The sequence below is a fragment of the Achromobacter deleyi genome (genome assembly GCF_902859705.1).
Lineage (GTDB): Bacteria > Pseudomonadota > Gammaproteobacteria > Burkholderiales > Burkholderiaceae_B > Achromobacter > Achromobacter deleyi.
The window spans coordinates 56,036-81,662 of sequence record NZ_CADIJO010000002.1; the positions used below are offsets into that span (position 1 = coordinate 56,036).

At 67.9% G+C, this 25,627-nt stretch carries 17 protein-coding genes and 2 riboswitches; of the genes, 12 read left to right on the forward strand and 5 right to left on the reverse strand.

All coding sequences use genetic code 11. The features are described from left to right. Nucleotides 1–2 precede the first annotated feature (2 nt). The 3 genes from HV798_RS02810 to dcd all read left to right on the forward strand — a co-directional run bounded on the left by HV798_RS02810 (nucleotide 3) and on the right by dcd (nucleotide 6,371). Nucleotides 3–1,895 carry an autotransporter assembly complex protein TamA gene (locus HV798_RS02810; RefSeq protein ID WP_175191427.1) on the forward strand — a complete coding sequence of 631 codons (1,893 nt, stop codon included), beginning with the start codon at nucleotides 3–5 and terminating at the stop codon, nucleotides 1,893–1,895. Next, nucleotides 1,892–5,722: a translocation/assembly module TamB domain-containing protein gene (locus tag HV798_RS02815; protein WP_425486114.1), complete on the forward strand. Its 3,831-nt coding sequence runs from the start codon at nucleotides 1,892–1,894 to the stop codon at nucleotides 5,720–5,722. The genes HV798_RS02810 and HV798_RS02815 overlap by 4 nt, the downstream gene beginning before the upstream one ends. Before the next feature lie 85 nt (nucleotides 5,723–5,807). Then, nucleotides 5,808–6,371 carry a dCTP deaminase gene (gene dcd / locus HV798_RS02820; RefSeq protein ID WP_025139383.1) on the forward strand — a complete coding sequence of 188 codons (564 nt, stop codon included), beginning with the start codon at nucleotides 5,808–5,810 and terminating at the stop codon, nucleotides 6,369–6,371. Nucleotides 6,372–6,426: 55 nt separating this feature from the next. Here dcd and HV798_RS02825 read toward each other — a convergent pair whose 3' ends face one another. Beyond that, nucleotides 6,427–7,278, reverse strand: a complete 852-nt coding sequence (locus HV798_RS02825) for a GNAT family N-acetyltransferase (protein WP_175191426.1) — start codon at nucleotides 7,276–7,278, stop codon at nucleotides 6,427–6,429. A gap of 173 nt (nucleotides 7,279–7,451) precedes the next feature. Here HV798_RS02825 and HV798_RS02830 point away from each other — a divergent pair, with 173 nt between their 5' ends. After that, nucleotides 7,452–8,687 carry a GGDEF domain-containing protein gene (locus tag HV798_RS02830; protein ID WP_175191425.1) on the forward strand — a complete coding sequence of 412 codons (1,236 nt, stop codon included), beginning with the start codon at nucleotides 7,452–7,454 and terminating at the stop codon, nucleotides 8,685–8,687. A gap of 13 nt (nucleotides 8,688–8,700) precedes the next feature. On the opposite strand, the gene HV798_RS02835 is transcribed toward HV798_RS02830, so the two are convergent. Then, nucleotides 8,701–9,225, reverse strand: coding sequence for a GNAT family N-acetyltransferase (locus HV798_RS02835; RefSeq protein ID WP_175191424.1), 525 nt, complete (start codon nucleotides 9,223–9,225; stop codon nucleotides 8,701–8,703). 112 nt (nucleotides 9,226–9,337) lie between these two features. Here HV798_RS02835 and HV798_RS02840 point away from each other — a divergent pair, with 112 nt between their 5' ends. The 8 genes from HV798_RS02840 to gcvP all read left to right on the forward strand — a co-directional run bounded on the left by HV798_RS02840 (nucleotide 9,338) and on the right by gcvP (nucleotide 20,270). Continuing rightward, entirely contained in the window at nucleotides 9,338–9,790 is a 453-nt protein-coding gene (locus HV798_RS02840) for a hypothetical protein (protein WP_029954218.1), read from the forward strand. A 231-nt stretch (nucleotides 9,791–10,021) separates the two neighbouring features. Then, nucleotides 10,022–12,283, forward strand: coding sequence for an arginine/lysine/ornithine decarboxylase (locus HV798_RS02845; protein ID WP_025139385.1), 2,262 nt, complete (start codon nucleotides 10,022–10,024; stop codon nucleotides 12,281–12,283). Between the two features lie 18 nt (nucleotides 12,284–12,301). Then, entirely contained in the window at nucleotides 12,302–13,504 is a 1,203-nt protein-coding gene (locus HV798_RS02850) for a BaiN/RdsA family NAD(P)/FAD-dependent oxidoreductase (protein ID WP_175191423.1), read from the forward strand. Nucleotides 13,505–13,747: 243 nt separating this feature from the next. Beyond that, a complete protein-coding gene (locus tag HV798_RS02855) occupies nucleotides 13,748–14,362 on the forward strand; it encodes a superoxide dismutase (RefSeq protein ID WP_175191422.1) in 615 nt (204 codons plus the stop codon). Between the two features lie 28 nt (nucleotides 14,363–14,390). Then, nucleotides 14,391–15,284 (forward strand): ZIP family metal transporter, encoded by an 894-nt coding sequence (locus HV798_RS02860; protein ID WP_025139388.1) that lies wholly within the window; start codon nucleotides 14,391–14,393, stop codon nucleotides 15,282–15,284. A gap of 99 nt (nucleotides 15,285–15,383) precedes the next feature. Beyond that, a riboswitch (glycine riboswitch) is annotated at nucleotides 15,384–15,482 on the forward strand. A 32-nt stretch (nucleotides 15,483–15,514) separates the two neighbouring features. Further along, a riboswitch (glycine riboswitch) is annotated at nucleotides 15,515–15,637 on the forward strand. A gap of 87 nt (nucleotides 15,638–15,724) precedes the next feature. After that, nucleotides 15,725–16,825, forward strand: a complete 1,101-nt coding sequence (gene gcvT / locus HV798_RS02865; protein WP_175191421.1) for a glycine cleavage system aminomethyltransferase GcvT — start codon at nucleotides 15,725–15,727, stop codon at nucleotides 16,823–16,825. Nucleotides 16,826–16,921: 96 nt separating this feature from the next. Next, complete coding sequence (gene gcvH, locus HV798_RS02870; protein ID WP_025139390.1) at nucleotides 16,922–17,299, forward strand: glycine cleavage system protein GcvH; 378 nt, start codon at nucleotides 16,922–16,924, stop codon at nucleotides 17,297–17,299. A 97-nt stretch (nucleotides 17,300–17,396) separates the two neighbouring features. Beyond that, a complete protein-coding gene (gcvP, locus tag HV798_RS02875; protein WP_175191420.1) occupies nucleotides 17,397–20,270 on the forward strand; it encodes an aminomethyl-transferring glycine dehydrogenase in 2,874 nt (957 codons plus the stop codon). A gap of 194 nt (nucleotides 20,271–20,464) precedes the next feature. Here gcvP and HV798_RS02880 read toward each other — a convergent pair whose 3' ends face one another. The 3 genes from HV798_RS02880 to HV798_RS02890 all read right to left on the reverse strand — a co-directional run bounded on the left by HV798_RS02880 (nucleotide 20,465) and on the right by HV798_RS02890 (nucleotide 25,611). Beyond that, a complete protein-coding gene (locus HV798_RS02880; RefSeq protein WP_175191419.1) occupies nucleotides 20,465–22,435 on the reverse strand; it encodes a DUF945 family protein in 1,971 nt (656 codons plus the stop codon). A 214-nt stretch (nucleotides 22,436–22,649) separates the two neighbouring features. Then, nucleotides 22,650–24,125 (reverse strand): M81 family metallopeptidase, encoded by a 1,476-nt coding sequence (locus HV798_RS02885; protein WP_175191418.1) that lies wholly within the window; start codon nucleotides 24,123–24,125, stop codon nucleotides 22,650–22,652. Nucleotides 24,126–24,201: 76 nt separating this feature from the next. Continuing rightward, nucleotides 24,202–25,611: an amidase gene (locus HV798_RS02890; RefSeq protein ID WP_175191417.1), complete on the reverse strand. Its 1,410-nt coding sequence runs from the start codon at nucleotides 25,609–25,611 to the stop codon at nucleotides 24,202–24,204. Nucleotides 25,612–25,627: the final 16 nt, after the last annotated feature.

Consider the following 25,627-nt stretch of genomic DNA (forward strand, 5'->3'; position numbering starts at 1 on the left):
GCATGCGGTGGGCGGCCCGGGCCTTTCTGGCTGGACTTTGCATGGTGGGGGGCGAGGCCGCGGCCAAGCGTCCCGAGATCATCGTGGACCCCGGTGGCGTGCCGCCGGCCGCGTTGCAGTCGATCACCGAGGCCGTGGATGCCATCGCGCGCCTGGCCGAAGACCAGGACGGCGGTGAAATCAACCGCCTGCGGCGGCGCGCGCGCGACGCGACGCTGGCCGCGCTGGCCACGCAGGGCTACTTCAGCCCCACCGTCACGCTCGAAGCCGGCACCGACATCGGCGGCGAAACCTGGGACATCGGCATCGTTCCGGGCAAGCGCACCATGGTGTCGTCGGTCGACCTGACCTTCACCGGCCGCATCACCCGCCCGGAATACGCCGCCCGCGTGCAGAAGCTGCGCGACGACTGGCTGCTCAAGGTCGGCCAGCCGTTCATCAACAGCGACTGGAACAAGGCCAAGTCGGCGCTGCTGGACGAGGTCTCGGTGCGCGACTTCATGTTGGCGCGCATGACCACGTCCGAAGCCGAAGTGCAGGCCGACACCGCGTCGGCCGCGCTGCGCGTCACCATCGACAGTGGCCCGCAAGTGCGCATGGGCGAACTCAGCACCGAAGGGCTCGAGCGCGTGCCGGACAAGCTCATCACGCGCTACGTGCGGTATTCGCCGGGGTCGCCCTACGACCAGAACCGGCTGGATGAATGGCAGCAGGACCTGCAATCCACGGCGTTTTTCCGCGGCGCCTTCGTGGCCTTGCGCCAGCCCGGCGGCGCCCAGAAGCCCGCCGAACCCGCGTCGGACCGGGCCCGTGCGCCGGGCGCGGCCAACGCGGCCGAATCCGCGCCGGCCGGCGATCCCGTGGTGTCCGGCGCGATGCCACCGCCGCCCGCCACCTACGATTCCAATGGCGAAGTGACCCTGCCCGTGCAGGTGCGGGTGGTCGAGGCGCCGCCCAAGCGCTTTTCCGTTTCGCTGGGGGTGGACGACGAGGCCGGCGTGCGGCTGGAATCGCTGTACCGCCAGAACGTGGTGTTCGGCCAGCCCGTCACGATGGAATCGGGCTTCAGCGTCGACCGGCTGCAGCAACGCGTCTACACCGACATCTACCTGCCGCCCACCGAGCGCGGCTACAAGGATTCGATCGGCGTGCTGGCGCAGCATTCCGACATCCAGGGCCTGGACGTGACCCGCTACGCCCTGGGCGCCACCCGCAGCCAGGAACGCAAGGGCGCCGGCGACAGCCGCGTTACCTACGAAACCCGCTGGGGCCTCTTGCTGGCGCAAGACCACGTCAAGATCGACGGCGGCGACGAATACACCTTGCCCACCCTGACCGCCACCGGCGAGTGGCTGCGGCGCGACGTCGACAACAAATACGACCCGCGCGAAGGCAACCTGATCGCGCTGGGCGGTGGCGTGGGCGTCACGCTGGATACCGGTGAACCCTATACCCGCGCCCGCTTCCGCGCCCAGAAGTGGTGGCCCATCGGCAAGCTGGACGTGCTGACCATCCGCGGCGAAGTCGGCCGTGTCTGGGCCAATGGCAACGTGCAGGTGCCGGATGACTTCGGTTTTCGCACGGGCGGCGCGCGCTCCATCCGCGGCTACAAGTACCAGAGCATCGGCTTGAAGCGCGACAACGCCACGGTGGGCGCGCCGTCGCTGGTGGTCGGCAGCATCGAATACGACCACTACTTCAATGAGCGTTGGGGCATGGGCGTGTTCGTCGATGCCGGCGACGCGGCCCAGTCCTTCAGCGACATGTCGATGTCGGTGGGCTACGGCGTGGGCGCTCGCGTGCGCACGCCGGCCGGCCCGCTGTTCCTGGATGTGGCCTACGGCCAGCGCGAGCGCGACCTGCGCCTGCACTTCTCGCTGGGGATCGCGTTTTGACGGCGCTGCGCAGATTCCTGCGCCATGTGCTGGTCTGGTGGTTGCCGGGCCTGGCCATGCTGGCCGTGCTGGCTTGCAGTTTCGTGTTCTGGCTGCTGGCCTCGCAGACGGGGTCGCGGCTGCTGCTCACCACCGCGGCGCAGCAGCTGGACGGCCAGGCGCTGGAGGTGCGTGGTTCGATCCTGCGCGGCCTGGACGTCGGCCGGCTGGATCTGGAATTTGGCGGCACCCGCATCGGCATCAGCGATCTGCGCCTGGATGTGCATTGGCGTGCGCTGGGCGACCGGCTGCTGCACGTGCGCGAGATCTCGGCGCGCACGGTCGACGTGGCGCTGACGTCCAGCGCCGACGCGCCCGCCGAACCGCCGTCCGATGAACCCTTCACCCTGCCATCGCTGCCGGTGACCATTGCGGTGGACCGCCTGGCGCTTGGCGAATTCCAGCTGCTGCAAGACGGCCAGCCGCTGCCGGTGACGCTGGGCGACCTGACCGCCACCTTCGCGGCCGGCCCCAACGGCGCGCAACTGCGCATCGCCAACCTGCGGGTCGGACACGAGGTCGGACAGGCCCAGGTCAGCGGCCAGGCTGAATTGCTGGGGCTGGCGGACCCGTGGCCCTTCGCCGCGCGCCTGGACGTGGCGGCGCGAGGCACGGGGCCGGATTCGCCGTTGTGCCAGGCCGATCAACTGAGCGGCAAGTTCGTGCCGGTCGGTAAAGCGCCCGCGGCCAAGGCTTCGGCGGATGCGCCCAAGGCGCAAGGCGCCGCCAAACCCGCGTCGGGCGCCGCGAAGAAAGCACAGGGCGGCGCTGCCAAGGCCCAGGCTGACGGCGCGGGCAAGGATAAAAACGAAGGCAAGGCCGCCGCCATCGAATTGGCCGGCCCGCCTGCGCCGGCCTGCCAGGTGGTGCTGCGCGCCGATGCCGCGGGGTCGCTCGACAGCATTCAGGCCAAGCTCGATGGCACCGGCGCCGGCCTGGCGCTGGATGTGGTGGCCGACCTGGCGCCGCGCACGCCCCTGGTGCTGCGCAGCGCTCGGGCCGACGCGCAGCTGCCGGACAAGTCGTCCCTGTCGGCGCGCCTGGACCTGCAAGCGGTGCCTGACCGCCCCGGCCGTGACCGCATTGCCGGTACGCTGGGCGCGCGGGGCCTGGACCTGTCGCACTGGCTGGGCGACGCGATTCCGCCGGCCGTGGTCAGCGCCAACGCGCAACTGAGCGCCGAACTTGAAAACCTGAGCCAGCTGCGCCAGGCCGCCATCGACCTGCGCTTCGAAGACGGCGCACGCTGGAACAAGCAGCCGTTGACCGGCACGGTGAAGGCGCAGGTGGACATCGCCGCACCGCCGGGCCAATCCGCCGCAACCCCCGCGGCGGCAGCGAACGCCGCCGCGCAACCCGCCGCCAATCCGGCTGCGCCAGCCACGGACGCCGCCAACTCCGCTGCCGCAGCCAACCCCGCCACGCCCGTCGACGACCTGCTCGCCGGCCTGCGCATTCACGGCCTGGACATCGACCTCAAGCTCGGCGCCAACCGCATCCGGGCGCAGGGCGAAGTCGGCGCCGCCGACGGCGCCCTGACGCTGGACGCCCAGGCGCCGCAGCTGGACGCCTTCTGGCCCGGCTTGCCGGGCGGGGCCGACCTGAAGGGCAAGCTGACCGGCACGGCGGCCGCGCACAAGGGCGAATTCACTGCGGGCTACAACCCGCCCAAGCCGCGCCCCGGCGTGCTGGGGCAGTCGCGGGCCCAGGCGGCCATCACGTTTGCGGGGGGCTGGGGCAAGGGGCCGGCGGGCGATGCCGACGCCGCCCTGACCGGCTGGCGCGGTACGTTCTCGCGTCTGTCGGCCGACACTGCCGGGTTCACGGTCGCCACCGAGCGCCCCGTGACGTTGTCATACCTGCCGTCGGCGGTGGCGCCGCAATGGCAGTGGCAGGTGGGCCAGACCGCGCTGGCCCTGTCGCTGCCCGGCAAGGAAAAACTGGTCATCGCCCACAAGGGTTCGCGCGGCGACGCCAAGCGCTGGGAAACCGCCGGGCAGTCCGACAACCTCATCATCACGGCCGCCATGGCGCGCCAGGTCATCGCCGCGGTCGATCCCGAGGCGGCGGCCAAGTTGAACAAGGGCCCCAAGCGCGTCAACGCGATGGTGGCCGAGGGCCAGCGCCGCATTGCGCTGGACGTGCTGTGGGACCTGAAGTTCGACGGCCGGCTGGCCGGCCGCGCCCGCATCGCGCGGCGCGATGGCGACCTGCTGATCCCGGGCGACCCGCCCATTCCGCTGGGCGTGAAGGCGCTGGTGCTGGACCTGACCGCCACGCCCACCGCGGCCAACGCCAGCCGCCTGGACGCCAAGCTGGATCTGGCCACCGAAAAAATGGGCAAGATATCCGGCAACGGCAACGCGGTGCTGCTGGTCAACGCCCAGGGCGGCATGGCGCTGGACCCGCGCCAGCCCATCCGCGCCAAGCTGGATGCCGACATCACCGACCTGGCCTGGGTGGGCCTTTTCATCGGCGACTCGATGGAAATCGGCGGCCAGGTCAAGGCCAACCTCGAGGCCCAGGGCACGCTGGCCGGCAAATGGAGCGCCACGGGCGCGATCCGGGGCGACAAGCTGCGCGTGGTGCGGATCGACGACGGCGTGCGCCTGATCGAAGGCAAGCTGTCGGCGCGCCTGGACGGCGACAAGCTGGTGCTGGACAGCCTGCGCTTTCCGGCGTCGCTGCGGGTCATGCCGGCTGAATGGCGCACCAAGGAATGGATCACCACCAACCCCGAGGCCAAGGATGGCTATGCCGAAGCCCGGGGCCAATGGAACCTGATTGACGGCGGCGGCAACGTGCGCCTGACCCTGTACCGTTTCCCGGCGCTGCAGCGGTCCGACCGCTACGCCATGGTGTCCGGCACGGTGGACCTGACTGCGCAGATGCCGCGCATCGACATCGTCGGCGACCTGAAGGCGGATGCCGGCTGGTTCAGCCTGGAAATCCTGCAGGGCGTGCCGTCGCTGGATGACGACGTCAAGGTGCGGCGCGCGGGCGACGACCCGGGCACCGTTTCCACGCCGCTACAGACCAGCATGAACCTGAAGTTCGACATGGGGCCGCGTTTCTACATCACCGGCATGGGGCTGGACGCCGGCTTGCTCGGGTCGATCCAGATTCTTCTCAACGACGGCCGCCTGACCGGCGTGGGCGCGCTGCGCACCCGCGGCGGCGGCATCGAGGCCTATGGCCAGAAGCTGCGGCTGCGCCGCGGCACGCTGACCTTCCAGGGTAGGCTGGACAATCCGCTGCTCGATATCGAGGCCCTGCGCACGGGCGAGCAGGTCGAGGCCGGCGTGAAGGTCGTGGGCACCGCCCAGCGTCCGCGTATCGACCTGGTGTCCTACCCGGACGTCAGCGACGTCGAAAAGCTCTCGTGGCTGCTGCTGGGCCGCGGTCCGGACGAAAGCGGCAGCGACGCCGCGCTGCTGCTGTCGGTGGGCACGGCCCTGTTGGGCGGCGGCCAGCCGTTCTACAAGCAGTTCGGACTGGACGACGTCAGCGTGCGTACCGGCAACCTGGGCAGCTCCGGCAGCATCCTGCCCGACCGCACCGTGGCGGGCGACGTCAACCGCGACAGCGACAGCCAGCTGGCAACCCAATTTCTGGTGGCCAGCAAGTCGTTCGCCAACGGCATCACCCTGAGCGTCGAGCAGGCGCTGGCCGGCAGCGACACCGTCGGACGGGCCAGTTATCGGCTGGCGCGGGGCCTGTCGCTGGACCTGAAGGGCGGCTCGGTCAACGGCATTGCGCTGGTCTACCGCACCTTCTTTGGCGATTGACGGGGCGCCGCCCCGGCCCTTTGGGGGACGGGGCGGCGCGCTCGGGATAAAATGAGGCCCATTCAATCCCAAGCACTCTGCCACCATGAGCATCAAAAGCGACCGCTGGATCCGCCGCCAGGCCGAAGCCGGCATGATCGAACCCTTTGAAGCGGGTCAGGTCCGCACGGCCAATGGCGGGCGCATCGTCAGCTACGGCACCAGCAGCTACGGCTACGACGTGCGCTGCGCCGACGAATTCAAGATCTTCACCAACATCAACTCCACCATCGTCGATCCGAAGAATTTCGACGAAGGCTCGTTCGTGGATTTCAAGGGCGACGTCTGCATCATTCCGCCCAACTCGTTCGCATTGGCCCGCACGGTGGAATACTTCCGCATTCCGCGCAGCGTCCTGACCATCTGCCTGGGCAAGAGCACCTACGCGCGCTGCGGCATCATCGTCAACGTGACCCCGCTGGAACCCGAATGGGAAGGCCACGTGACGCTGGAATTCTCCAACACCACGCCGCTGCCGGCCAAGATCTACGCCGGTGAAGGCTGCGCCCAGATGCTGTTCCTGGAAAGCGACGAAGTCTGCGAGACCTCGTACCGCGACCGCGGCGGCAAATACCAGGGCCAGACCGGCGTCACCCTGCCGCGCACCTGATCGGCGCGCTCCGCCGCCACCCGGGGCCTTGCCGGCCCCGGTCGCGGGCGGTGCATCAGGCCCCGCGCCCCGGCGCAGGGCGCAGATAATCGATATCCCACTCGCTTTCTTGCACCTGCACGAAGCCGTGCCGGCGGTAGAAGCGATTCGAGTCGCTGCCGCGCAGCGCACCCACGCGCACCGGCAGGCCCCGGCTGTCGGCATCGCGCAGCAAGCGGTCCAGCACCTGGCCGCCCACCCCCAACCCTTGCACGGCCGGCACCACATACAGGTGGTCCAGACGCAGCCCGTCGCCGTCCGGGCGCAGGGCATAGAAGCCCACGCGTGCGCCGTCCCGCTCGATGATCCAGGTATGTTCAGGCCGGAACGTGCTGCGCAGCCGCGCCCGCGCCCGCTCGGGATCGAAGCGGCCCAGCCGTTCCAGGCTGTCCCGCATGGCTTCGATGCGGATGGCCAGCAGGGCTTCGAAATCGGCCTCGGTGACCGGCAGGTCGCGCAGCGCGGCGGGCGCGAGCGCGTCGTAGCCGCGGCCCAGGAACTGCAGGATGCAGATGCCGTGGCCGAACGGATCGCCCAGGTGCGCAATGCGGCCCCACGCGTGCGACACGGCGGCATCTTCCAGCCGCGCGCCCGCCGTCACCGCCCGCTGCACCGCGCCATCGACATCGTCGACCACCACGTCCAGGTGCACCGGCGTCCAGTGGCGGGCGTAGTTGCGCGGCTGGCGCACGCTGCCCGCGGCCGGGGTGCCGGTGGCCTTTTCCAGCAGGTAGACGGGGGCCGTGGCGCCCAGCATTTCGGCAGCCTGGGGGCCCAGGCGTCGGTGCAGGACCAGCCCGAAGGCGTCCTGGTAGAAGGCAATGGCTTGCTCGAGATCGGGAACGTCGATATTGACCAGGATACGCATGGGGTTTTCCGGGAAAGCGCGTCGCGAAAACATAGCATGGCGCCGGCCCCGCGCGGCAGGCCTCGCGCGAGATCGTTGCTGCGCTAAAGAACCCCGGGCCGCGACCGTAAAAAGGGATATGTGTTTGCCGATTTGGCGACGTCATCTCAGCAAGCGTGAGCAAGGCCCTATCCGTGCGTTACCCCCATATTCCCTGGCTGCCCCTGTTGTTCTATCCTGCGCTGCCGGTATTCGCGGCGGCCGGGCTGTTGCTATGGCAGCAGTGGCCCCCGGCCCTGACGCAGATCGTGCCGTTCGTGCCCTGGGTCATGGCGCTGGTGGGCGGGGCCATCTGCCTGATGTACCAGCGGTCGCAGACCTTGGCGCTGATGCTCAGCGTGCTGGGGGCGGTGGCCGTCTGGCCCGCCCTGGCCAGCCAGGCGCCCTGGGCGCTGGGGCCGGCGCTGGTGTGGTGGTCGCTGGCCTACAGCATCAATGCGCTCTGGGCCGAGCGGTCCAGCCTGCTGCTGGACATGGCTGCCCGCATCGGCCTGATGGCCGTGGGCGCGGCCGTCATCGCGCTGGCGGGCAAGGACGGCGTGGCAGAGTGGTTCGGTGCGCTGGCGGTGCAGGGCATGCTGGCCCGGCTGGGCCTGCCCGTGCAGGCCTTGGCCGCGCTGCTCGTGACCGGCCTGACGCTGACCTTGCTGCTGCTGCGCTATGGCCGCCCGCAACAGGCCGGCCAATGGCTGGGCTTTGTCTGCATGGCGTGGGCGTTGCCGCGCGGCGGCCAGCATCCGCTGGAGCTGGCCGTGATGGCGTCGGCCGCGCTGACCGCATTGTCGATTTCGCTGGCGCACGAAGGCTTCCACATGGCCTTTCGCGACGAACTGACCGGCCTGCCCGGACGCCGCGCGCTCAACGAGCGGCTGCAACGCATGGGCCGCGTCTACACGCTGGCGATGGCCGACGTGGACCACTTCAAGGCCTTCAACGACACCCACGGCCACGACGTGGGCGACCAGGTGCTGCGCATGGTCGCCTCGCAATTGCGCCGGGTGGCGGGCGGCGGCTATGCCTACCGCTACGGCGGCGAGGAATTCACGCTGGTGTTTCCGGGCAAGACGGCGGCCGAGGCCATGCCGCATCTGGAAACCGTGCGCCGCGCGATCGAGGCCTACCAGATGCGCCTGCGCGACAAGCCGGCGCGGCCCAAGGCGGACCAGGTCGGCCAGCGCCGCCGCGGCGCGCGCGGCGGCCGCAATTCGCGTCCGCTGCGGGTCACGGTCAGCATCGGGGTGGCCGAACGCGGCGACGCGCTGCGCGCGCCGGACGCCGTCATCAAGGCGGCCGACCAGGCGCTGTACAAGGCCAAGGACGGCGGCCGCAACCAGGTCTGGGCCTACGGCGCCAGGCGCCGCTCGGGCTGAACGGCCGGGGGCGCTACTTGCCGGCCAGCGGCAGCGCCATCAGCAGCTCGTCGTAGAGCTCGCCGTTGACGCACAGGGCCTCGCATTCGTGGCCGTATTCCTCGAACCCCAGCGTGGCATACAGGTTATAGGCGGCCGCATTGTTGGCGGTGACGCTCAATTGCACCTGGCGCACGCCGCGCATGCCGGCGGCATGGTCGATCGCCGCGCGCATCAGCAGCCGGCCCAGGCCCTGGCCGCGGAAGGCGGGCGCCACGTACATGCTCCAGATATGCGCCTTGTGCCGCATCTTCAGCTTGCGCTGGCGTGCCACGCCCACCATGCCGGCCAGCGCGTCATGCACGAACACGCCGAACATGGCGCTGTCGTCCGCGGGGGCGATCCAGCCGCGGATGTCTTCCAGTGTCAGCGTGTGTTCCTCTTCGTAACTTGATCCGAATGCTTCCGGGGTTTCCTGCAAAGCATCCAGGCGCAACTGCCGCAGGGACAGGGCGTCTGCGGGGGTAAGACGTCGGACAAGTGGGGCGCTGGAAGGCATGCGGGCAAGTGTTGGGAATAGGGAACGGTTCGGGGGTTACTGGCCAGTATAGGCGGGTGGGCTGCCTATAATGGGACTAACGCCGCTTGCAGTTTTCACAAAGGAGCCAATGATGTTCGGTTTCCTCAAGATAAACCAGGACGCCAAGCGCGACGAAGTCCAGGAAGAGTTCGTGGCGCGCGTGGCCAATGCCGCGAAAGACTTCGTCCAGGCCGCCGGGTCCGCCGGGGCCACGCTCGACTACTCCCCCTCCAGCATCCACGCGCTCGACGCGGCGCTCGAAGCCGCGCACGTCGGCACCTTGCCCCTGACCCCCATGCAGACCGTCGGCGCCGCCGCCTACTTGTACGAAGTGGCGCGCCGCGCCCACGGCGGCCTGTACGAGGTCTGCGACGACGAAGACCCGGTCGTGCTGGTCTGCGGCGAGCCCGACGCCGAGGTCTGCTTCGGCGCCATCGCCAAGGTCGAACGGCGCATCCGCTACGGCGACGCCGAGGCCATCCCGCCGTACTTCGACGCCTTCACCGCCGCGCTACGGGCCGGCGAAGCGCGCACCATCCGCTAGCTGCCGCCGCCCTGGGCGGGCCCGGGAACGGGCCTGCCGCGGGCCCCATCGGGGCCCGTGTGCGGCCATCTTCGGGAAAACCATAGGGCTTGAGGAAAATCCGCCCTACAATTCCGCCATTCCCGCCACCCTGGCGGGGCCTCCGCGCCGCCTGTCATCAGACGGTTTTTCACTAGAAGTACACTCGCGTCCGCCATAACGGTCCGATTCGCTTGCCCCAGGAGCGCCTGCATGAAATTTCGCTTCCCTATTTTCATCATCGACGAGGACTACCGTTCCGAGAACGCGTCCGGTTTGGGTATTCGTGCCTTGTCTGAAGCGATCGAGGCCGAGGGCGTCGAGGTGATCGGGGTGACCAGTTATGGCGACTTGAGTTCGTTCGCCCAGCAGCAAAGCCGCGCCAGCGCCTTCATCCTGTCGATCGACGATGAAGAGTTCGACGTGGATTCGCCCGAGGACGTGGCCAGCGCGATCAAGAACCTGCGCATGTTCATCGGCGAACTGCGTTTCCGCAACGCCGACATTCCCATCTACCTGTACGGCGAAACGCGTACCTCGGAACACATTCCGAACGACATCCTGCGCGAACTGCACGGCTTCATCCACATGTTCGAGGACACGCCCGAATTCGTGGCGCGCCACATCATCCGTGAAGCCCGCAGCTACGTGGACAGCTTGCCGCCGCCGTTCTTTCGCGAACTGGTCAAGTACGCGCAGGACGGTTCCTATTCCTGGCACTGCCCCGGCCACTCCGGCGGCGTGGCGTTCCTGAAGAGCCCGGTGGGCCGGATGTTCCACCAGTTCTTCGGTGAGAACATGCTGCGCGCCGACGTCTGCAACGCCGTGGACGAACTGGGCCAGCTGCTGGACCACACCGGCCCGGTCGCCGAATCGGAACTGAACGCCGCGCGCATCTTCCACGCCGACCACTGCTATTTCGTGACCAACGGCACGTCCACCTCGAACAAGGTGGTGTGGCATGCCAACGTGGCCGCGGGTGACGTGGTCGTGGTGGACCGCAACTGCCACAAGTCGATCCTGCACGCCATCACGATGACGGGCGCGATCCCGGTGTTCCTGCGCCCCACGCGCAACCACCTGGGCATCATCGGCCCGATCCCGCTGGAAGAATTCCACCCGGACAACATCCGCAAGAAGATCGAGGCCAACCCCTTCGCGCGCGAAGCGGTGAACAAGAACCCGCGCATCCTGACGCTGACGCAAAGCACGTACGACGGCGTCATCTACAACGTGGAAATGATCAAAGAGCAGCTCGGCAGCTACGTCGACACGCTGCACTTCGATGAAGCCTGGCTGCCGCACGCCGCGTTCCACGAGTTCTACAAGGACATGCACGCCATCGGCCAGGACCGCCCGCGCAGCCAGGATGCGATGGTGTTCGCCACCCACTCCACGCACAAGCTGCTGGCCGGCATTTCGCAGGCCTCGCAGATCATCGTGCAGGAATCCGAGACCCGCAAACTGGACCGCAACGTCTTCAACGAGGCGTACCTGATGCACACGTCGACCTCGCCGCAGTACGCGATCATCGCGTCGTGCGACGTGGCCGCCGCCATGATGGAACCCCCGGGAGGCACCGCGCTGGTCGAGGAAAGCATCCGCGAAGCGCTGGACTTCCGCCGCGCCATGCGCAAGGTGGAATCCGAGTTCGGCAAGAACGATTGGTGGTTCAAGGTCTGGGGCCCGAACCGCCTGGTGTCCGAAGGCATCGGCAACCGCGACGAGTGGGTGCTGGAAGCCAACGACCACTGGCACGGCTTCGGTGAAATGGCCGAAGGCTTCAACATGCTGGACCCGATCAAGGCCACGGTCATCACCCCGGGGCTGGACATGTCGGGCAGCTTCGGCGAAACCGGCATCCCCGCCGCGCTGGTGTCCAAGTACCTGACCGAGCACGGCGTGGTGGTCGAAAAGACCGGCCTGTACTCGTTCTTCATCCTGTTCACCATCGGCATCACCAAGGGCCGCTGGAACACGCTCTTGACCGCCTTGCAGCAGTTCAAGGACGACTACGACCGCAACCAGCCGCTGTGGCGCATCCTGCCGGATTTCTGCAAGGTGCATCGCCGCTACGAGCGCATGGGCCTGCGCGATCTGTGCCAGCAGATCCACGAAGCCTACCGCGAGCGTGACGTGGCCCGCCTGACCACCGAGATGTACCTGAGCGACATGGTGCCGGCGTTGAAGCCGTCCGACGCCTTTGCCCGCATGGCGCACCGCGAGGTCGAGCGCGTCGATATCGACCAGCTCGAAGGCCGCGTCACGGGCGTGCTGCTGACGCCTTACCCCCCGGGCATTCCGCTGCTGATTCCGGGCGAACGCTTCAACCGCACCATCGTCCAGTACCTGCAGTTCGCGCGCGAGTTCAACGAGCGCTTCCCGGGCTTCGAAACCTACATCCACGGCCTGGCCGACGAAGTGGGTCCGGACGGCGAGAAGCGTTATTACGTCGACTGCCTGATCGAAGACTGATAAGGGCCGACTGTTCCGATGTTCGATGTTGCCGTTCTCGGCGCCGGCGCCGCTGGCATGATGTGTGCAGCGGTCGCCGGCCAGCGTGGCTTGCGCGTGGTGCTGGTCGACCATGCCGAGCGCCTGGCCGAGAAGATCCGCATTTCCGGCGGCGGCCGCTGCAACTTCACCAACATCGGGGCAGGCCCGGCCAACTTTCTGTCCGACAATCCGCATTTCTGCCGGTCGGCCCTGTCGGGCTATACGCCGCAGGACTTCCTGGCGCTGCTCAAGCGCCACCACATCGCCTGGCACGAGAAGCATCGCGGCCAGCTGTTCTGTGATGATTCCAGCGAATCCATCATCGAGATGCTGCGCGCCGAATGCGACGCGGGCGGCGTGAAGTGGCGCATGGGCTGCCAGGTGGCCGAAGTGGCCCATGGCGAAACCGGCTTTGAACTACGCACCAGTCAAGGCCCTATCCGGGCCGCCAAGCTGGTGGTGGCCACCGGCGGCATGGCGATCCCGCAACTGGGCGCCACCGACTTCGGCCTGAAGCTGGCGCGCCAGTTCGGCCTGAAGGTGGTCGAGCCGCGCCCCGCGCTGGTGCCGCTGACTTTCGACGCGGCCCAGTGGCAGCCCCTGGCGGAACTGTCCGGCGTGGCGCTGGAAGTCAATCTGCACACGGGGCAGGGCAAGGGCCGCGGCGAATTCCTCGAAGACCTGCTGTTCACGCACCGCGGCCTGTCGGGCCCGGCGATCCTGCAGATCTCCAGTTTCTGGAAACCGGGCGAACCCATCGTCATCGACCTGGCGCCGGGGCGCGACCTGGCCGACGAATTGCTGACGTCCAAGTCCGGCAACCGCCAGCAATTGCAGACGGTGCTGGCCGGCCTGTGGCCCAAGCGCCTGGCCGATCGCTGGCTGCACCTGGCCGAGCAGGGCGGCAAGCCCGGCCTGGCGGCACTGCGCCTGGCCGATGCGCCCGACAAGACCCTGCGCGCCCTGGCGCAGGACATCCACCAGTGGACGCTGGTGCCCAGCGGCACCGCCGGCTACAAGAAGGCCGAAGTCATGCGCGGCGGCGTCGACACCCGCGGACTGGACCAGAAGTCCATGCAGGCCAAGACCACTCCCGGGCTGTACTTCGTGGGCGAAGCCGTGGACGTCACCGGCTGGCTGGGTGGCTACAACTTCCAGTGGGCCTGGGCCTCGGGCGTGGCCTGCGGCAAGGCGCTGTAGGGCCGGCGCCCGCGTCGGCGGGCCGCCATGTCTCTTTCATTCTCGGACGATTTCCCGATGGCCATGCGCCAGGCGGCGCCTAGGCGCGGCCGCGCCGTGCGGCCGGCGGCGCCGCATAGCCCGCTTCTATGACAGCCATTGCAACGCAACCATTGTGATATCAAATAAAAATACATATCATTTATGTTTTCGATAATCAATCTGGCCCCGCATTCCGCGGCGCCGGTCTGACGGAGACATCTCATGGCCTACACCCTGCCGACCCTGTCCTACGCCTATGACGCGCTCGAACCCCATATCGACGCCATGACGATGGAAATCCACTACAGCAAGCACCACCAGACCTACGTCACCAGCCTGAACGCGGCCCTGGACGGCGCCGGCATCGCCACGGACGAGCCGGTCGAAGCGCTGGTGGCCCGCCTGGACCAGTTGCCCGAGGCGATCCGCGGCGCGGTGCGCAACCATGGCGGCGGCCATGCCAACCACAGCCTGTTCTGGTCCGTCATGTCGCCGCAGGGCGGCGGCGAGCCCGAGGGCGAGCTGGCCCGCGCGATCGATGCCGAGCTGGGTGGCCTGGCCGCGTTCCGCGAAGCCTTCACCAAGGCGGCGCTGACCCGCTTCGGCAGCGGCTGGGCCTGGCTGTCCGTCACGCCGGCCGGCAAGCTGGTGGTGGAAAGCAGCGCCAACCAGGACAGCCCGCTGATGCAGGGCAATACCCCCATCCTGGGCCTGGACGTGTGGGAACACGCCTACTACCTGAAGTACCAGAACCGCCGGCCGGAGTACATCGGCGCCTTCTACAATGTCGTCAATTGGCCCGAGGTGGCGCGTCGCTACGCCGCCGCCATCGGCTGATCCGGCTTTGCGCGGGGGGCAGCGTTCCATGAACACATTCAGCCGTCATCGCATCCGGCCCGCGGCCACCAGCGTCAGCGTCTGGACGCTGGCGGTGCTGGTCGCCTGCCTGGGCCTGCATCAGCTGTGGGTCTACTTCGACGCGAACGCGCCGCATGTGGCGGACGCGCTGCTGGGCGGCATGGTCGCCGCCGGCGCCACTGCGGCCGGCACGCTGCCCATCCTTTTCGCGCGCACCATTCCCCAGAAAATGCAGGACAGCATGTTCGGCTTCGGCGCGGGCGTGATGCTGGCGGCCAGCGCGTTCTCGCTGGTGGCCCCGGGCATCGCGGCGGCCGAGTCACAGGGCGCCGGCCCCTGGGGCGCCGGGCTGACCGTCGGCGCGGCCATCCTGCTGGGCGCGGCCGCGCTGCTGCTGATGGATCGGCTGCTGCCGCATGAACACTTCATCAAGGGCCGCGAGGGCATCGAGGCGCACCGGCTGCGCCGTACCTGGCTGTTCGTCTTCGCCATCACCCTGCACAACCTGCCTGAGGGCCTGGCCATCGGCGTGGGCTACGCGGGCAACGATCCGGTGCGCGGCACCGCGCTGGCCACCGGCATCGCCATCCAGGACATTCCCGAAGGGCTGGTGGTGGCCGTGGCGTTGATCGCAGCCGGCTACAAGCGCTCGTTCGCGGTTGCGCTGGGTATGCTGTCCGGCCTGGTCGAGCCGATCGGCGCCGTGCTGGGCGCGGCGGTCGTGGGCTGGTCGGCGGCCATGTTGCCCTGGGGCCTGGGGTTCGCGGCGGGCGCGATGCTGTTCGTGATCAGCCACGAGATCATTCCCGAATCGCACCGCAAGGGGCACGAGGTCTACGCCACCTGCGGGCTGATGCTGGGCTTTGTGCTGATGATGCTGCTGGATACTGCGCTGGGCTAGGGGCCGGGAAGGGGTTGCACGCCGGGGTTGCGAGCCGGGGTTGCCGGCCGCGCGGCGCTGGGCGAAGCGCGCGTTTCGCGGTATGCTTTCGCCGCTGTCACGCATGTTGCGGGAGAGAGCGGCTGCCAAGTGCGGCGGCCGCCGCCGAAGGCGCAATTCGCCCGGAATCGCTCAGGTATCCCATACCGCACATGTTTGCCCTGTCCCGGTTTTCGCCGTGCGGACGGGCAAAACAGTACTCTGGAGAGACCTGGCGCCGCTGCCCAATCAGGGACATAGCGCGCAGCCCAGGCGCCGAAGGTGCAAACCCGCCATGCGGGGCAACTCTCAGGCAAAAGGACAGAGGGGCGGAAGATTCAGCCGTTGCGCGGGGGCACATCGCCCGTCCGCCAGCGGCATTCCGTAACCCTGGCACCGCTGCCGCTCCGGAGTACCCGCGCATGTCCGCAACCCTCAAACGCACCCCGCTGGCCGACGAACACATCGCCTCTGGCGCCCGCATGGTCGACTTCGGCGGCTGGGACATGCCCCTGGCCTACGGCTCGCAACTGGAAGAACACCACGCGGTGCGCCAGGATGCCGGCATGTTCGACGTCTCGCACATGCTCAACGCCGACGTCACCGGCCCGGATGCCTTCGCCTTCCTGCAGTACCTGGTGGCCAACGACGTGGCCAAGCTGACGGTGCCGGGCAAGGCGCTCTATACCTGCATGCTGAACCCGCAGGGCGGCGTCATCGACGACCTGATCGTCTACTTCTTCGCCGCCGACCAATGGCGCGTGGTGGTCAATGCCGGCACGGCCGACAAGGACATGGCCTGGATGCAGCGCGTCAAGCAGGCCGGCAAGTTCGACGTCACCATCACGCCGCGCCGCGACCTGGCCATGATCGCCGTGCAGGGTCCCAATGCCCGCGCCAAGGTCTGGGCCGCGCGCCCCGCCTGGCAGGCCGCCAGCGAGCCGCTGACCCCGTTCGTGGCCGCCCGCATCGGCGACGACACCCTGGTGGCCCGTACCGGCTACACCGGCGAAGACGGTTTTGAAATCGTACTGCCCGCTTCCGAGGCCGTGCAGCTGTGGCGCGACCTGGTCGCCCAGGGCGTGCGTCCGGCGGGCCTGGGCGCGCGCGACACGCTGCGCCTGGAAGCCGGCATGAACCTGTATGGCCAGGACATGGACGAACTGACCCAGCCGGGCGAAGCCGCCCTGACCTGGACGGTGTCCCTGAAAAACCCCGAGCGCCGCTTCATCGGCCGCGATGCGCTGGAACAATTCGCCACGCCCGCCGCCTTCGTCGGCCTGAAGCTGCAGGAACGCGGCGTCATGCGCGCCCACATGGCCGTGCGCACCGCGCAAGGCACGGGCGAGCTCACCAGCGGCACCATGTCGCCCACGCTGGGCGTGTCCATCGGCTTTGCCCGCCTGCCGCAAGGCGTGGCCGTGGGCGACACGGTCGAGGTCGACATCCGCGGCAAGTGGGTGCCCGCCCTGGTCTGCAAACTGCCGTTTGTCCGTAACGGCAAAGCCGTCGAACACTCGTAAACTCGAAGCTTCGCGCCGCAGGCCCCCCGTGGCGGGCGGGCCGCCGGCGCGAGGCGCGCAACACCATTCTTCTACCCGAATCCCTCAGGAGTTCCCATGAGTCTGCCCACCGATCGCAAGTACACCCAGTCCCATGAATGGGTCAAAGCCGAAGGCGACGTGTTTGTCGTCGGCATCACCGATACCGCCCAGGACCAACTGGGCGACCTGGTCTTCGTCGGCGACGTCAAGGTCGGCGCCAAGCTGAACGCGGGCGAAACCGCCGGCGTGGTCGAGTCGGTCAAGGCCGCCTCCGACATCTACGCCCCGGTCGCGGGCGAGATCGTTGCGTTCAACGACGAACTCGAAAGCAACCCCAACCTGATCAACGAATCGGCCTTCACCGCCTGGATCTTCAAGATCAAGCCGGTCAACGCCGCCGATGCCGACAAGCTGCTGGACGCTGCCGGCTACGAAGCCGTCGCCAACGGCTAAGCCTGTCCGGACGGGCGGCGGCGCCTGGCGCCGCGCCCGTCCGCAAGATGCATCACCGTTCGTCCCCCGACGACACCTGCTACCCCGAGATCCCTCCATGTCGCGCGCCCTAGACACCCACACCGACTTCATACCCCGCCACATCGGCCCCTCCGACGCCGACCAGGCCGCCATGCTCGCCGTGATCGGCAGCGCCAGCCTGGACGCCCTGATCGAAGAAGTCGTGCCGCCCAAGATCCGCAGCCAGGCCCCGCTGGCGCTGCCGCCCTCGCGCAGCGAATCCGACGTGCTGGCCGAACTGAAGCAGATCGCCGGCCGCAACAAGGTCTTTCGCAACTACATCGGCCAGGGTTACTACGGCACGCAGACCCCCAATGTGGTCCTGCGCAACATTCTCGAGAATCCCGCCTGGTACACGGCCTACACGCCCTACCAGCCCGAGATCTCGCAGGGCCGCCTCGAGGCCCTGCTGAACTACCAGACCATGGTCGCCGACCTGACCGGGCTGGACATCTCCAACGCCTCGCTGCTGGACGAAAGCACCGCCGCCGCCGAAGCCATGACGCTGGCCCGCCGCGGCGCCAAGTCGCAGAGCCCGGTGTTCTTCATCTCGCGCCACGTGCACCCCCAGACCATCGAAGTCGTGCGCACGCGCGCCGAAGGCCTGGACATCGAAATCGCCATTGGCGACGAAGCCGAGGGCCTGCCGGAATGCTTCGGCGTGCTGCTGCAATACCCGCACAGCACCGGTTCGGTGTCCGACTACCGCAAGCTGGCTGACGCCGCCCACGCCCAAGGCGCCGTGGTGGCCGTCGCCACCGATCTGCTGGCTCTGGCGCTGTTGGCCGCGCCGGGTGAGTGGGGCGCCGACATCGCCGTCGGTTCGGCCCAGCGCTTTGGCGTGCCGTTCGGCTTTGGCGGCCCGCACGCCGGTTTCATGGCCTGCAAGGACGCCTTCAAGCGCAACATGGCCGGCCGCCTGGTCGGTGTGTCCAAGGACGCCCAGGGCAACCCGGCGATGCGCCTGGCGCTGCAAACGCGCGAACAGCACATCCGCCGCGAGAAGGCCACGTCCAACATCTGCACGGCCCAGGTGCTGCTGGCCGTCATGGCCGGCATGTACGCCGTGTGGCACGGCCCGGCCGGCATCCGCCGCATCGCCCATCGCGTGCAGCGCTACACCGCGATCCTGCGCGCCGAACTCGGCAAGCTGGGCATCAAGGTCGCCAACGACACCTTCTTTGACACGCTGCTGCTGGAAACCGGCGCCGCCACCCCGGCCATCCTGACGGCCGCCGAGTGCGAGCACATCAACCTGCGCCGCGTCGACGGCGCCCGCCTGGCCGTCTCGCTGGACGAGACCGTCACCGCCGCCGACCTGCAAGCGCTGGTCAACGTGTTCGCCGCCGGCCTGGAACGCGATGACGTCGAACTCGACGTCGACGCGCTCGACGCCGTGGCCGCCAGCGGCATTCCCGCCGCCGTGGCCCGCGAAAGTGCCATCCTGAAGCACCCGGTGTTCTCCAGCGTGCAGTCTGAAACCGACATGCTGCGCTACCTGCGCAAGCTGGCCGACAAGGACCTGGCGCTGGACCGCACGATGATCCCGCTGGGTTCGTGCACCATGAAGCTGAACGCCACCGCCGAGATGATCCCCATCACCTGGCCCGAATTCGCGCTGGTCCACCCGTTCGCGCCCGGCTCGCAAAGCCAGGGCTACAACGAGCTGATCACTCGCCTGTCGGCCGCGCTGTGCGAAATCACCGGCTACGACAACATCAGCCTGCAGCCCAACTCGGGCGCGCAAGGCGAGTACGCCGGCCTGTTGGCCATCCGTGGCTACCACCAGGCCAACGGCCAGCACCAGCGCAACGTCTGCCTGATCCCGTCGTCGGCGCACGGTACCAACCCGGCCTCGGCCCAACTGGCCGGCATGGAAGTCGTGGTCGTGGCCTCGGATGCCAACGGCAACGTCGACCTGACCGACCTGCGCGCCAAGATCGAACAGGTCGGCGACAAGCTGGCCGCGCTGATGATCACCTACCCGTCCACGCATGGCGTGTTCGAGGAAGCCGTGACCGAAATCTGCGACCTGGTGCATCAGGCCGGCGGCCAGGTCTACCTGGACGGCGCCAACATGAACGCCATGGTCGGCGTGGCGCAGCCGGGCAAGTTCGGTTCCGACGTGTCGCACCTGAACCTGCACAAGACCTTCTGCATCCCGCACGGCGGTGGCGGCCCGGGCGTGGGTCCGGTCGCGGTGCGCGCGCACCTGGCGCCGTACCTGCCGGGCGTGGTCAACGAACAGGGCAAGCTGCCCGGTGAAGCGAAGGTCGGCCCGGTTTCGGCCGCGCCGTTCGGTTCGGCCGGCATCCTGCCGATCCCGTTCGTGTACATCGCGCTGATGGGCGCCGACGGCCTGCGCCGCGCCACCGAAGTGGCCATCCTGAACGCCAACTACATCGCCACCCGCCTGCGCGATCACTACCCGGTGCTGTACGCGGGCCGTAACGGCCGCGTGGCGCACGAGTGCATCCTGGACGTGCGTCCGCTCAAGGAAACCAGCGGTATCAGCGCCGAAGACATCGCCAAGCGCCTGATGGACTACGGCTTCCATGCCCCCACCATGAGCTTCCCGGTGGCTGGCACGCTGATGGTCGAACCGACGGAATCCGAAGGCGTGGCCGAGCTGGATCGCTTCATCGAAGCCATGATCTCGATCCGCGAGGAAATCGCCCAGGTCGAGCGCGGCGAACGTGATCGCGAGGACAACGTCCTGAAGAACGCGCCGCACACCGCGCAGATGCTGCTGGCCGAAGAATGGCTGCACGACTACCCGCGCCAGCAGGCCGCCTACCCGGTGGCCTCCCTGCGCGACGCCAAGTACTGGCCGCCGGTGGCCCGTGTGGACAACGCCTATGGCGACCGCAACCTGGTCTGCGCCTGCCTGCCGATCGAAGCCTACGCGTAACGCGTCAGCGCTTGGGCCTGCCGCAAGGCGGGTCCGGCCGTGGTGCAACAGCCCCTGCTTGAAAAAGCAGGGGCTTTTTTACGGGAGGCCTGTATTGCGTCGCCCGGATGCAAAAAGGGCCGCACGTTGCGTGCGGCCCTTGGCTTGTCGTATCCGCCGCCGCACCTGGGGGCGGGCGGCTGGGAGCAAGTGGCTTACTTCGCCGGTGCGGCCGTCAAGGTCTTGGCGAAGTCTTCGGTGATGCTGAAGTACGTGTTGATCAGGATCTGCAGGTTGTTCTTGCCGATCCCGCCTTCCGCGTTCATGTCCATCTGCAGCACGGCCTGGTTCTTGTCGTCCAGGTAGGCACGGGTCCAGCGGTATTCGCGGTTCCAGGCGTTGATGGCTTTCAGCGAGGCGGGCTTCTTGGTGGCGTACGTGGCGGTCACGACCAGGTCGTAGCACTTCTCGGTGAAGTCATTGCACAGGAATTCCATGCGCAGGTCGGTGGCGCCGGTGCTGCCGGCGTCCAGGATCAGCACAGGGCCTTCGTCGCCGTCGGTCTTGCGCGTGGTGTAGCCCATGTCGTCGAGCATGCTGACGACCATGTCGACGTTGAATTCCTGCAGCGTCTCGCCGGCGGTGGCCGACGCGGTGTCGCCGTCCATCGACGTGGCGCCGACGGCGGGCTCGGACTCTTCTTCGTCGTCGTCCGTCATGCTCGGGTTCATGCCCACGGAGCCCAACAGGCCCGCGAACAGTTCGTCGGCGGGGATCTTCTTGCCGTTCAGGTCGCCCATGCCGTCGGCAAAGTGGAACTTGCCGACGATGTTGTCGCCTTCGTTCTTGCCCACGTTGAACATCTCGGCCATGCCGGACATGCTGCGCACGTTGTCGGCGGCTTCCTCGGCAGCCTTGTCGGCGGCCAGGCCTTCCTTCTTGACGGCGTACTGCACCATCAGGTCTTGCACCATCGGCTTGGAGATCACCAGGGTGGCGTCGATCTGCTTGATGGCCTTGACGATGATTTCCTGCGGCGTCAGGTCCTTGGCGTTCGGCGGGTTGGCCAGGTCCAGCGAGAACGTCAGCTTGCTTTCGCCCTTGGCGGTCTTCCAGCTGATCGGATCGATGCTGAACGACGGGTTGCCCGACAGCAGCTTGCCGGCGTTGTCCAGCAGCACCTGGAACTGTTCATCGTTCAGGCCTTCGTCGCGCGTATCGGCCATGTACTGGCGGATCAGCTGGTTGTAGGTGTCCGACAGCTGCTTGACCGCAGCGCCGTCCAGCTTGGCCAGCTTGATCACGGCCTGGGCATTGCCCAGCGCCACGTCGTTCACGATGATGTCGCCGCTTTGGTAGGCGGCCTGCACGTTGATGGTCTTGTCGTCTTCGGCGACCTTGACGGTGTAGCCGAAGTTGTCCAGGCTGAGCTTGACGTCGGCGTCAGGCTTGACGACCTCGGTGCGCTTGATCTTGAAGCCCGAATCGCCGACGGACAGGCCGAACTTGCCCATGCGGCTGTCGACGTCGATCGACAGGCCCGACAGCAGCAGCTTGATCGGGTCGTTGCCCTTGGTGCCGTCCACGGCCAGCGTGTCGGTCTGCGCGTGGGCGGTGACGCCCTGCAGGCTGCGGTCGAAGGCGCCGGTGATGGTCATGCCGCTGAAGTCGACCGAGTTGCCTTCGTGGGTGATCTTGACCGGCGCGATCTTCGAGGTCGACGCGGTGTTGCCGCCGAAGCTGACCACGGCGTCCGTGATCAGGGGCGAGACGTCTTTGGTCAACTCGAACACGGGCTTGACGTTGTCCGTCTTGGCCAGTTCGGCGTGGAAGAACGCCAGCTTGGGGGCGATGGCGCCGCGCGCCAGGGCGCTCTTGGGGAAGGGGCCGTGTTCGATCTTGGCATCGAATTCGACCATGCCGTCAGGCATTTCCTGCGGGCTCTTGTCGTTCTTGACGAACGACAGGCCATAGCGGGCCTGGGTCGAGAATAGGCCGCGCTCGTATTTGATCTGGTCGATGCGCAGACCGAACAAAGGCGTGATCTTGGCCAGCTTTTCGTTGGTTTCGGCCAGGTGGCGCTGGGCGCTTTCTTCAATGCGCTTGCCGGTGTACCACGTGGCGCCAACCCAGCTTCCCGCTCCCACTATGACCACGGCTAAGGTGATCGCTACGCTCTTTTTCATCGTTTTGCTTTGTCGTTGATTATCGAGTCTGATCCGACCGCGGCCGTACGCCGTGAAACAGGCGGGCGGCGGCGATGTTGGATTCATCGCCCTGTAAGGACCGGGGCGAGTATAACGAGGCAAATCGCGTGCGGAGAGTGCGCCCAGTTACCGAAGATTTCAAAATGAAAGCCGGCGCCCTCGGGCGCCGGCCATATTGTCGACAAAACCGGTTTCAGAGCGGATCGAGCGGGTAGATGGGGCGCCGCACGTGCTTGAATTCCAGCTGGCCGTAGTCGGACGTGGTCACGCCCACCCCGGTGCATTCGATGACCTCGGTGGCCATGTCGGAAAAGCCTGCACGCCAGTGCACCCGGCTTTTCAGCACCACGTAGCGCTTTTGCAGCGGGTCGATGCCGGCCGACAGCAGGCAATTGATGTCGAAGGGCTCCTGGTGGCGCGAGACCACCACGATCTCGACCCGGCCCGTATCGATCACCACGGTCAGGCCGGTGTCGTTGCGCACGCCGCGATACATGGGGCCGCGGTTCAGGTAGACGCCGTCGAACACCAGCTTGACCCGTCCCGTGACCGTCAGCGGTTCGCTCGGCTGCTTGATGGCGGGCATCGGCACCTTGCCGCCCAGCGCCAGGGTGATCGTGCTGCCCACGCCGGCCGCGGCCGCCTCGCGGGCCGCCTGCGGGTCGCAGATCGCGTAGAAGACGACGTTGTCCAGTTCCTGGCGCAACACTTCGGCCAATACAGCGGTGGTGTCCATGGTGCCGCCCGAACCGGTGTTGTCGAAGTGGTCCAGCAGTACGACCGGGCCGTGTTCGATCGCCTTGGCGCGGGTGATGGTGGGGGCCAGCGGTTCAGGGTGGAAGACCCACTTGGCGCGGTCGTTCCAGGCGCGTTCCAGCAGTTCGTCGCGGTATTGCTCGGCCTGGCCCAGGTTGCCGTCCGTACAGACCACGGCGCTCAGGCCGGCTTCGCGGATGTCCGCGTGCGGAAAGCCCACAAACACCGAGGCGGCCAGCACGCCGCCGGCCTCGAGCTGCTTGCAGCGTTCCTGCAGCGACTTGTTGGGTTCGGCATGGGTGCCCTGGCACATCACGTGCGGCAGCATCGGCTTGCTGGCCCAGGTCATGACCGGCTTGATCTCGCCCTTGAGCGTGCGCACGATGACGTTGGCGGCGCGCACGCCGGCCTCGCGGATATCGACGTGTGGGTAAGTATGAAAGCCGCTGATGACGGTGGCGTGGTCGACGATGTCGGCATAGATGTTGGCGTGCATGTCCAGCGTCACGGCCACGGGCGTCTTGGGGTCGATCTCGCGCAACCGGCGCAAGAGGTCGCCTTCGGCGTCTTGCACGCCTTCGGCCACCATGGCGCCGTGCAGGTCCAGCAGGATGGCGTCGAAGCCGCCGCGCTTGACCTGGTCCAGCACCAGCTTGCACAGCGCTTCGTGCGTGTCGCTGCTGGCCGGCCCGCTGGGCCAGGATTCGGCGGCTACCGGCACCACGATCTCGGCGCCGACGCGCCGCGCCACTTCGATGTAGCCGCCCAGGCCGCTATCAGTGTTTTCGTAGGCGCGGATGGCGCGCTCGCCTTCGAGGATGTCAGGGGCGCCGCGGAAAAAACGCGACAGCGGGGTCGGCACGGGCGAAAAGGTGTTCGTCTCGTGCTTGATCATTGCCAGAAGCCAACGCATGGGGAGTCCTGTGGGTTGCCAAAGGGGAAAGACCGGAAAGCGGGCGGGCCGGCGGGAAGGCCGGCCCGGCAGGGAATCAGGCTGTGCCGGGCGGCTGGGGCCACGGGTGCTGCGCCGGGCGCATGCGTTCCCAGGCGTGTGCCACGCGCAGCACGCCCAGGTCGTCAAAGCGCGCGCCCGCAATCTGCAGGCCGATGGGCAGGCCGGCGCGGGTGTAGCCGCAATTGACCGACGCGGCCGGTTGCTCGCTCATGTTGTAGGGCAGGGTGTAGCCAATATGGTGCATGGTGGTGGCCACTTCGTTGGTGGGCGCGGCCCATTCGGCGTTGTAGGCCACCACGGGGGCTACGGGCGACAGCACGTAGTCGTAGGGGGCGCATGCGGCCACGGTCTTGGCGCGCACATTCAGGGTGTCGTAGTAGCTGCGGAACACGGCTTCGCCGGATTGGCCGCCGCCGCTTTCGGCCCACGTGCGGATGAACGGCAGGATCTTGGCGCGGCGCGCCTCGGGCAGCGCGCCCAGGTCGATGGCCGAGCGGGTGCGCCAGAAGCGGTCGACGCCGTCCAGCATGTCGGGCGTCATCCAGGGATTCATGGGCGTGACGATGGCGCCGGCGGCCTCGAACAGGCGGGCAGCCGCCTCGACGGCCTGGCGGATTTCCGGGTCCAGCGGCAGGCCGCAACCGGCGTCCAGCAACAGGCCGATGCGCAGCCCGCGTACATCCTGGGTCAGGTTGAGCCAATCGAAATCCTGGAACGGCAGGCTCATGTGGTCGCGCACGTCGGGCTGCGACAGCACGCCCATCATCAGCGCGGCGTCGGTGATGGTGCGGGTCATGGGGCCGGCGCAGCGGCCCATGAACGGCGGGTCGATGGGAATGCGGCCCAGGCTGGGCTTGAGCGTGGCGATGCCGCACCAGGCGGCCGGCAGGCGCACCGAGCCGCCGATGTCCGTGCCGATGTGCAGCGGACCATAGCCGGCGGCGGCCGCCGCGCCCGCCCCGGCGCTGGAGCCGCCGGGGTTCTTGGTGACGTCCCAGGGGTTGCGCGTCAGTTCGTGAAAGCTCGACAGGCCCGATGACAGCATGCCGTAGTCGGGCATGGTGGTCTTGCCCAGCACGACCGCGCCGGCTTCGCGCATGCGGGCCGCGGGCGGGGCGTCCGCCGTGGCGGGCGTCAAATCCGTGGCGGCGGTGCCCAGCGGCACCGGCACGCCGCGGGTGGCGATGTTTTCCTTGATGGTGGCGGGCACGCCATCCAGCGTGTAGCCGCCGCAGACCTGGGGCTCGCCCTTCATCCAGCGCGCTTCCGAGGCGCGGGCCTGGGTCAACGCCTGTTCCGGGTCCAACGCGTAGGTAGCGCGGATGTGCGGTTCCCAGCGCTCGATATGGTCAAGCACCGAACGCGTCGCCTCGACGGGCGACAGCGTCTTGTTGCGGTAGGCCGAGAGCAGTTCCTGGGCCGAGAGTTCGTGCGGTTGCGGCATGGCGGATTCCAGTGGA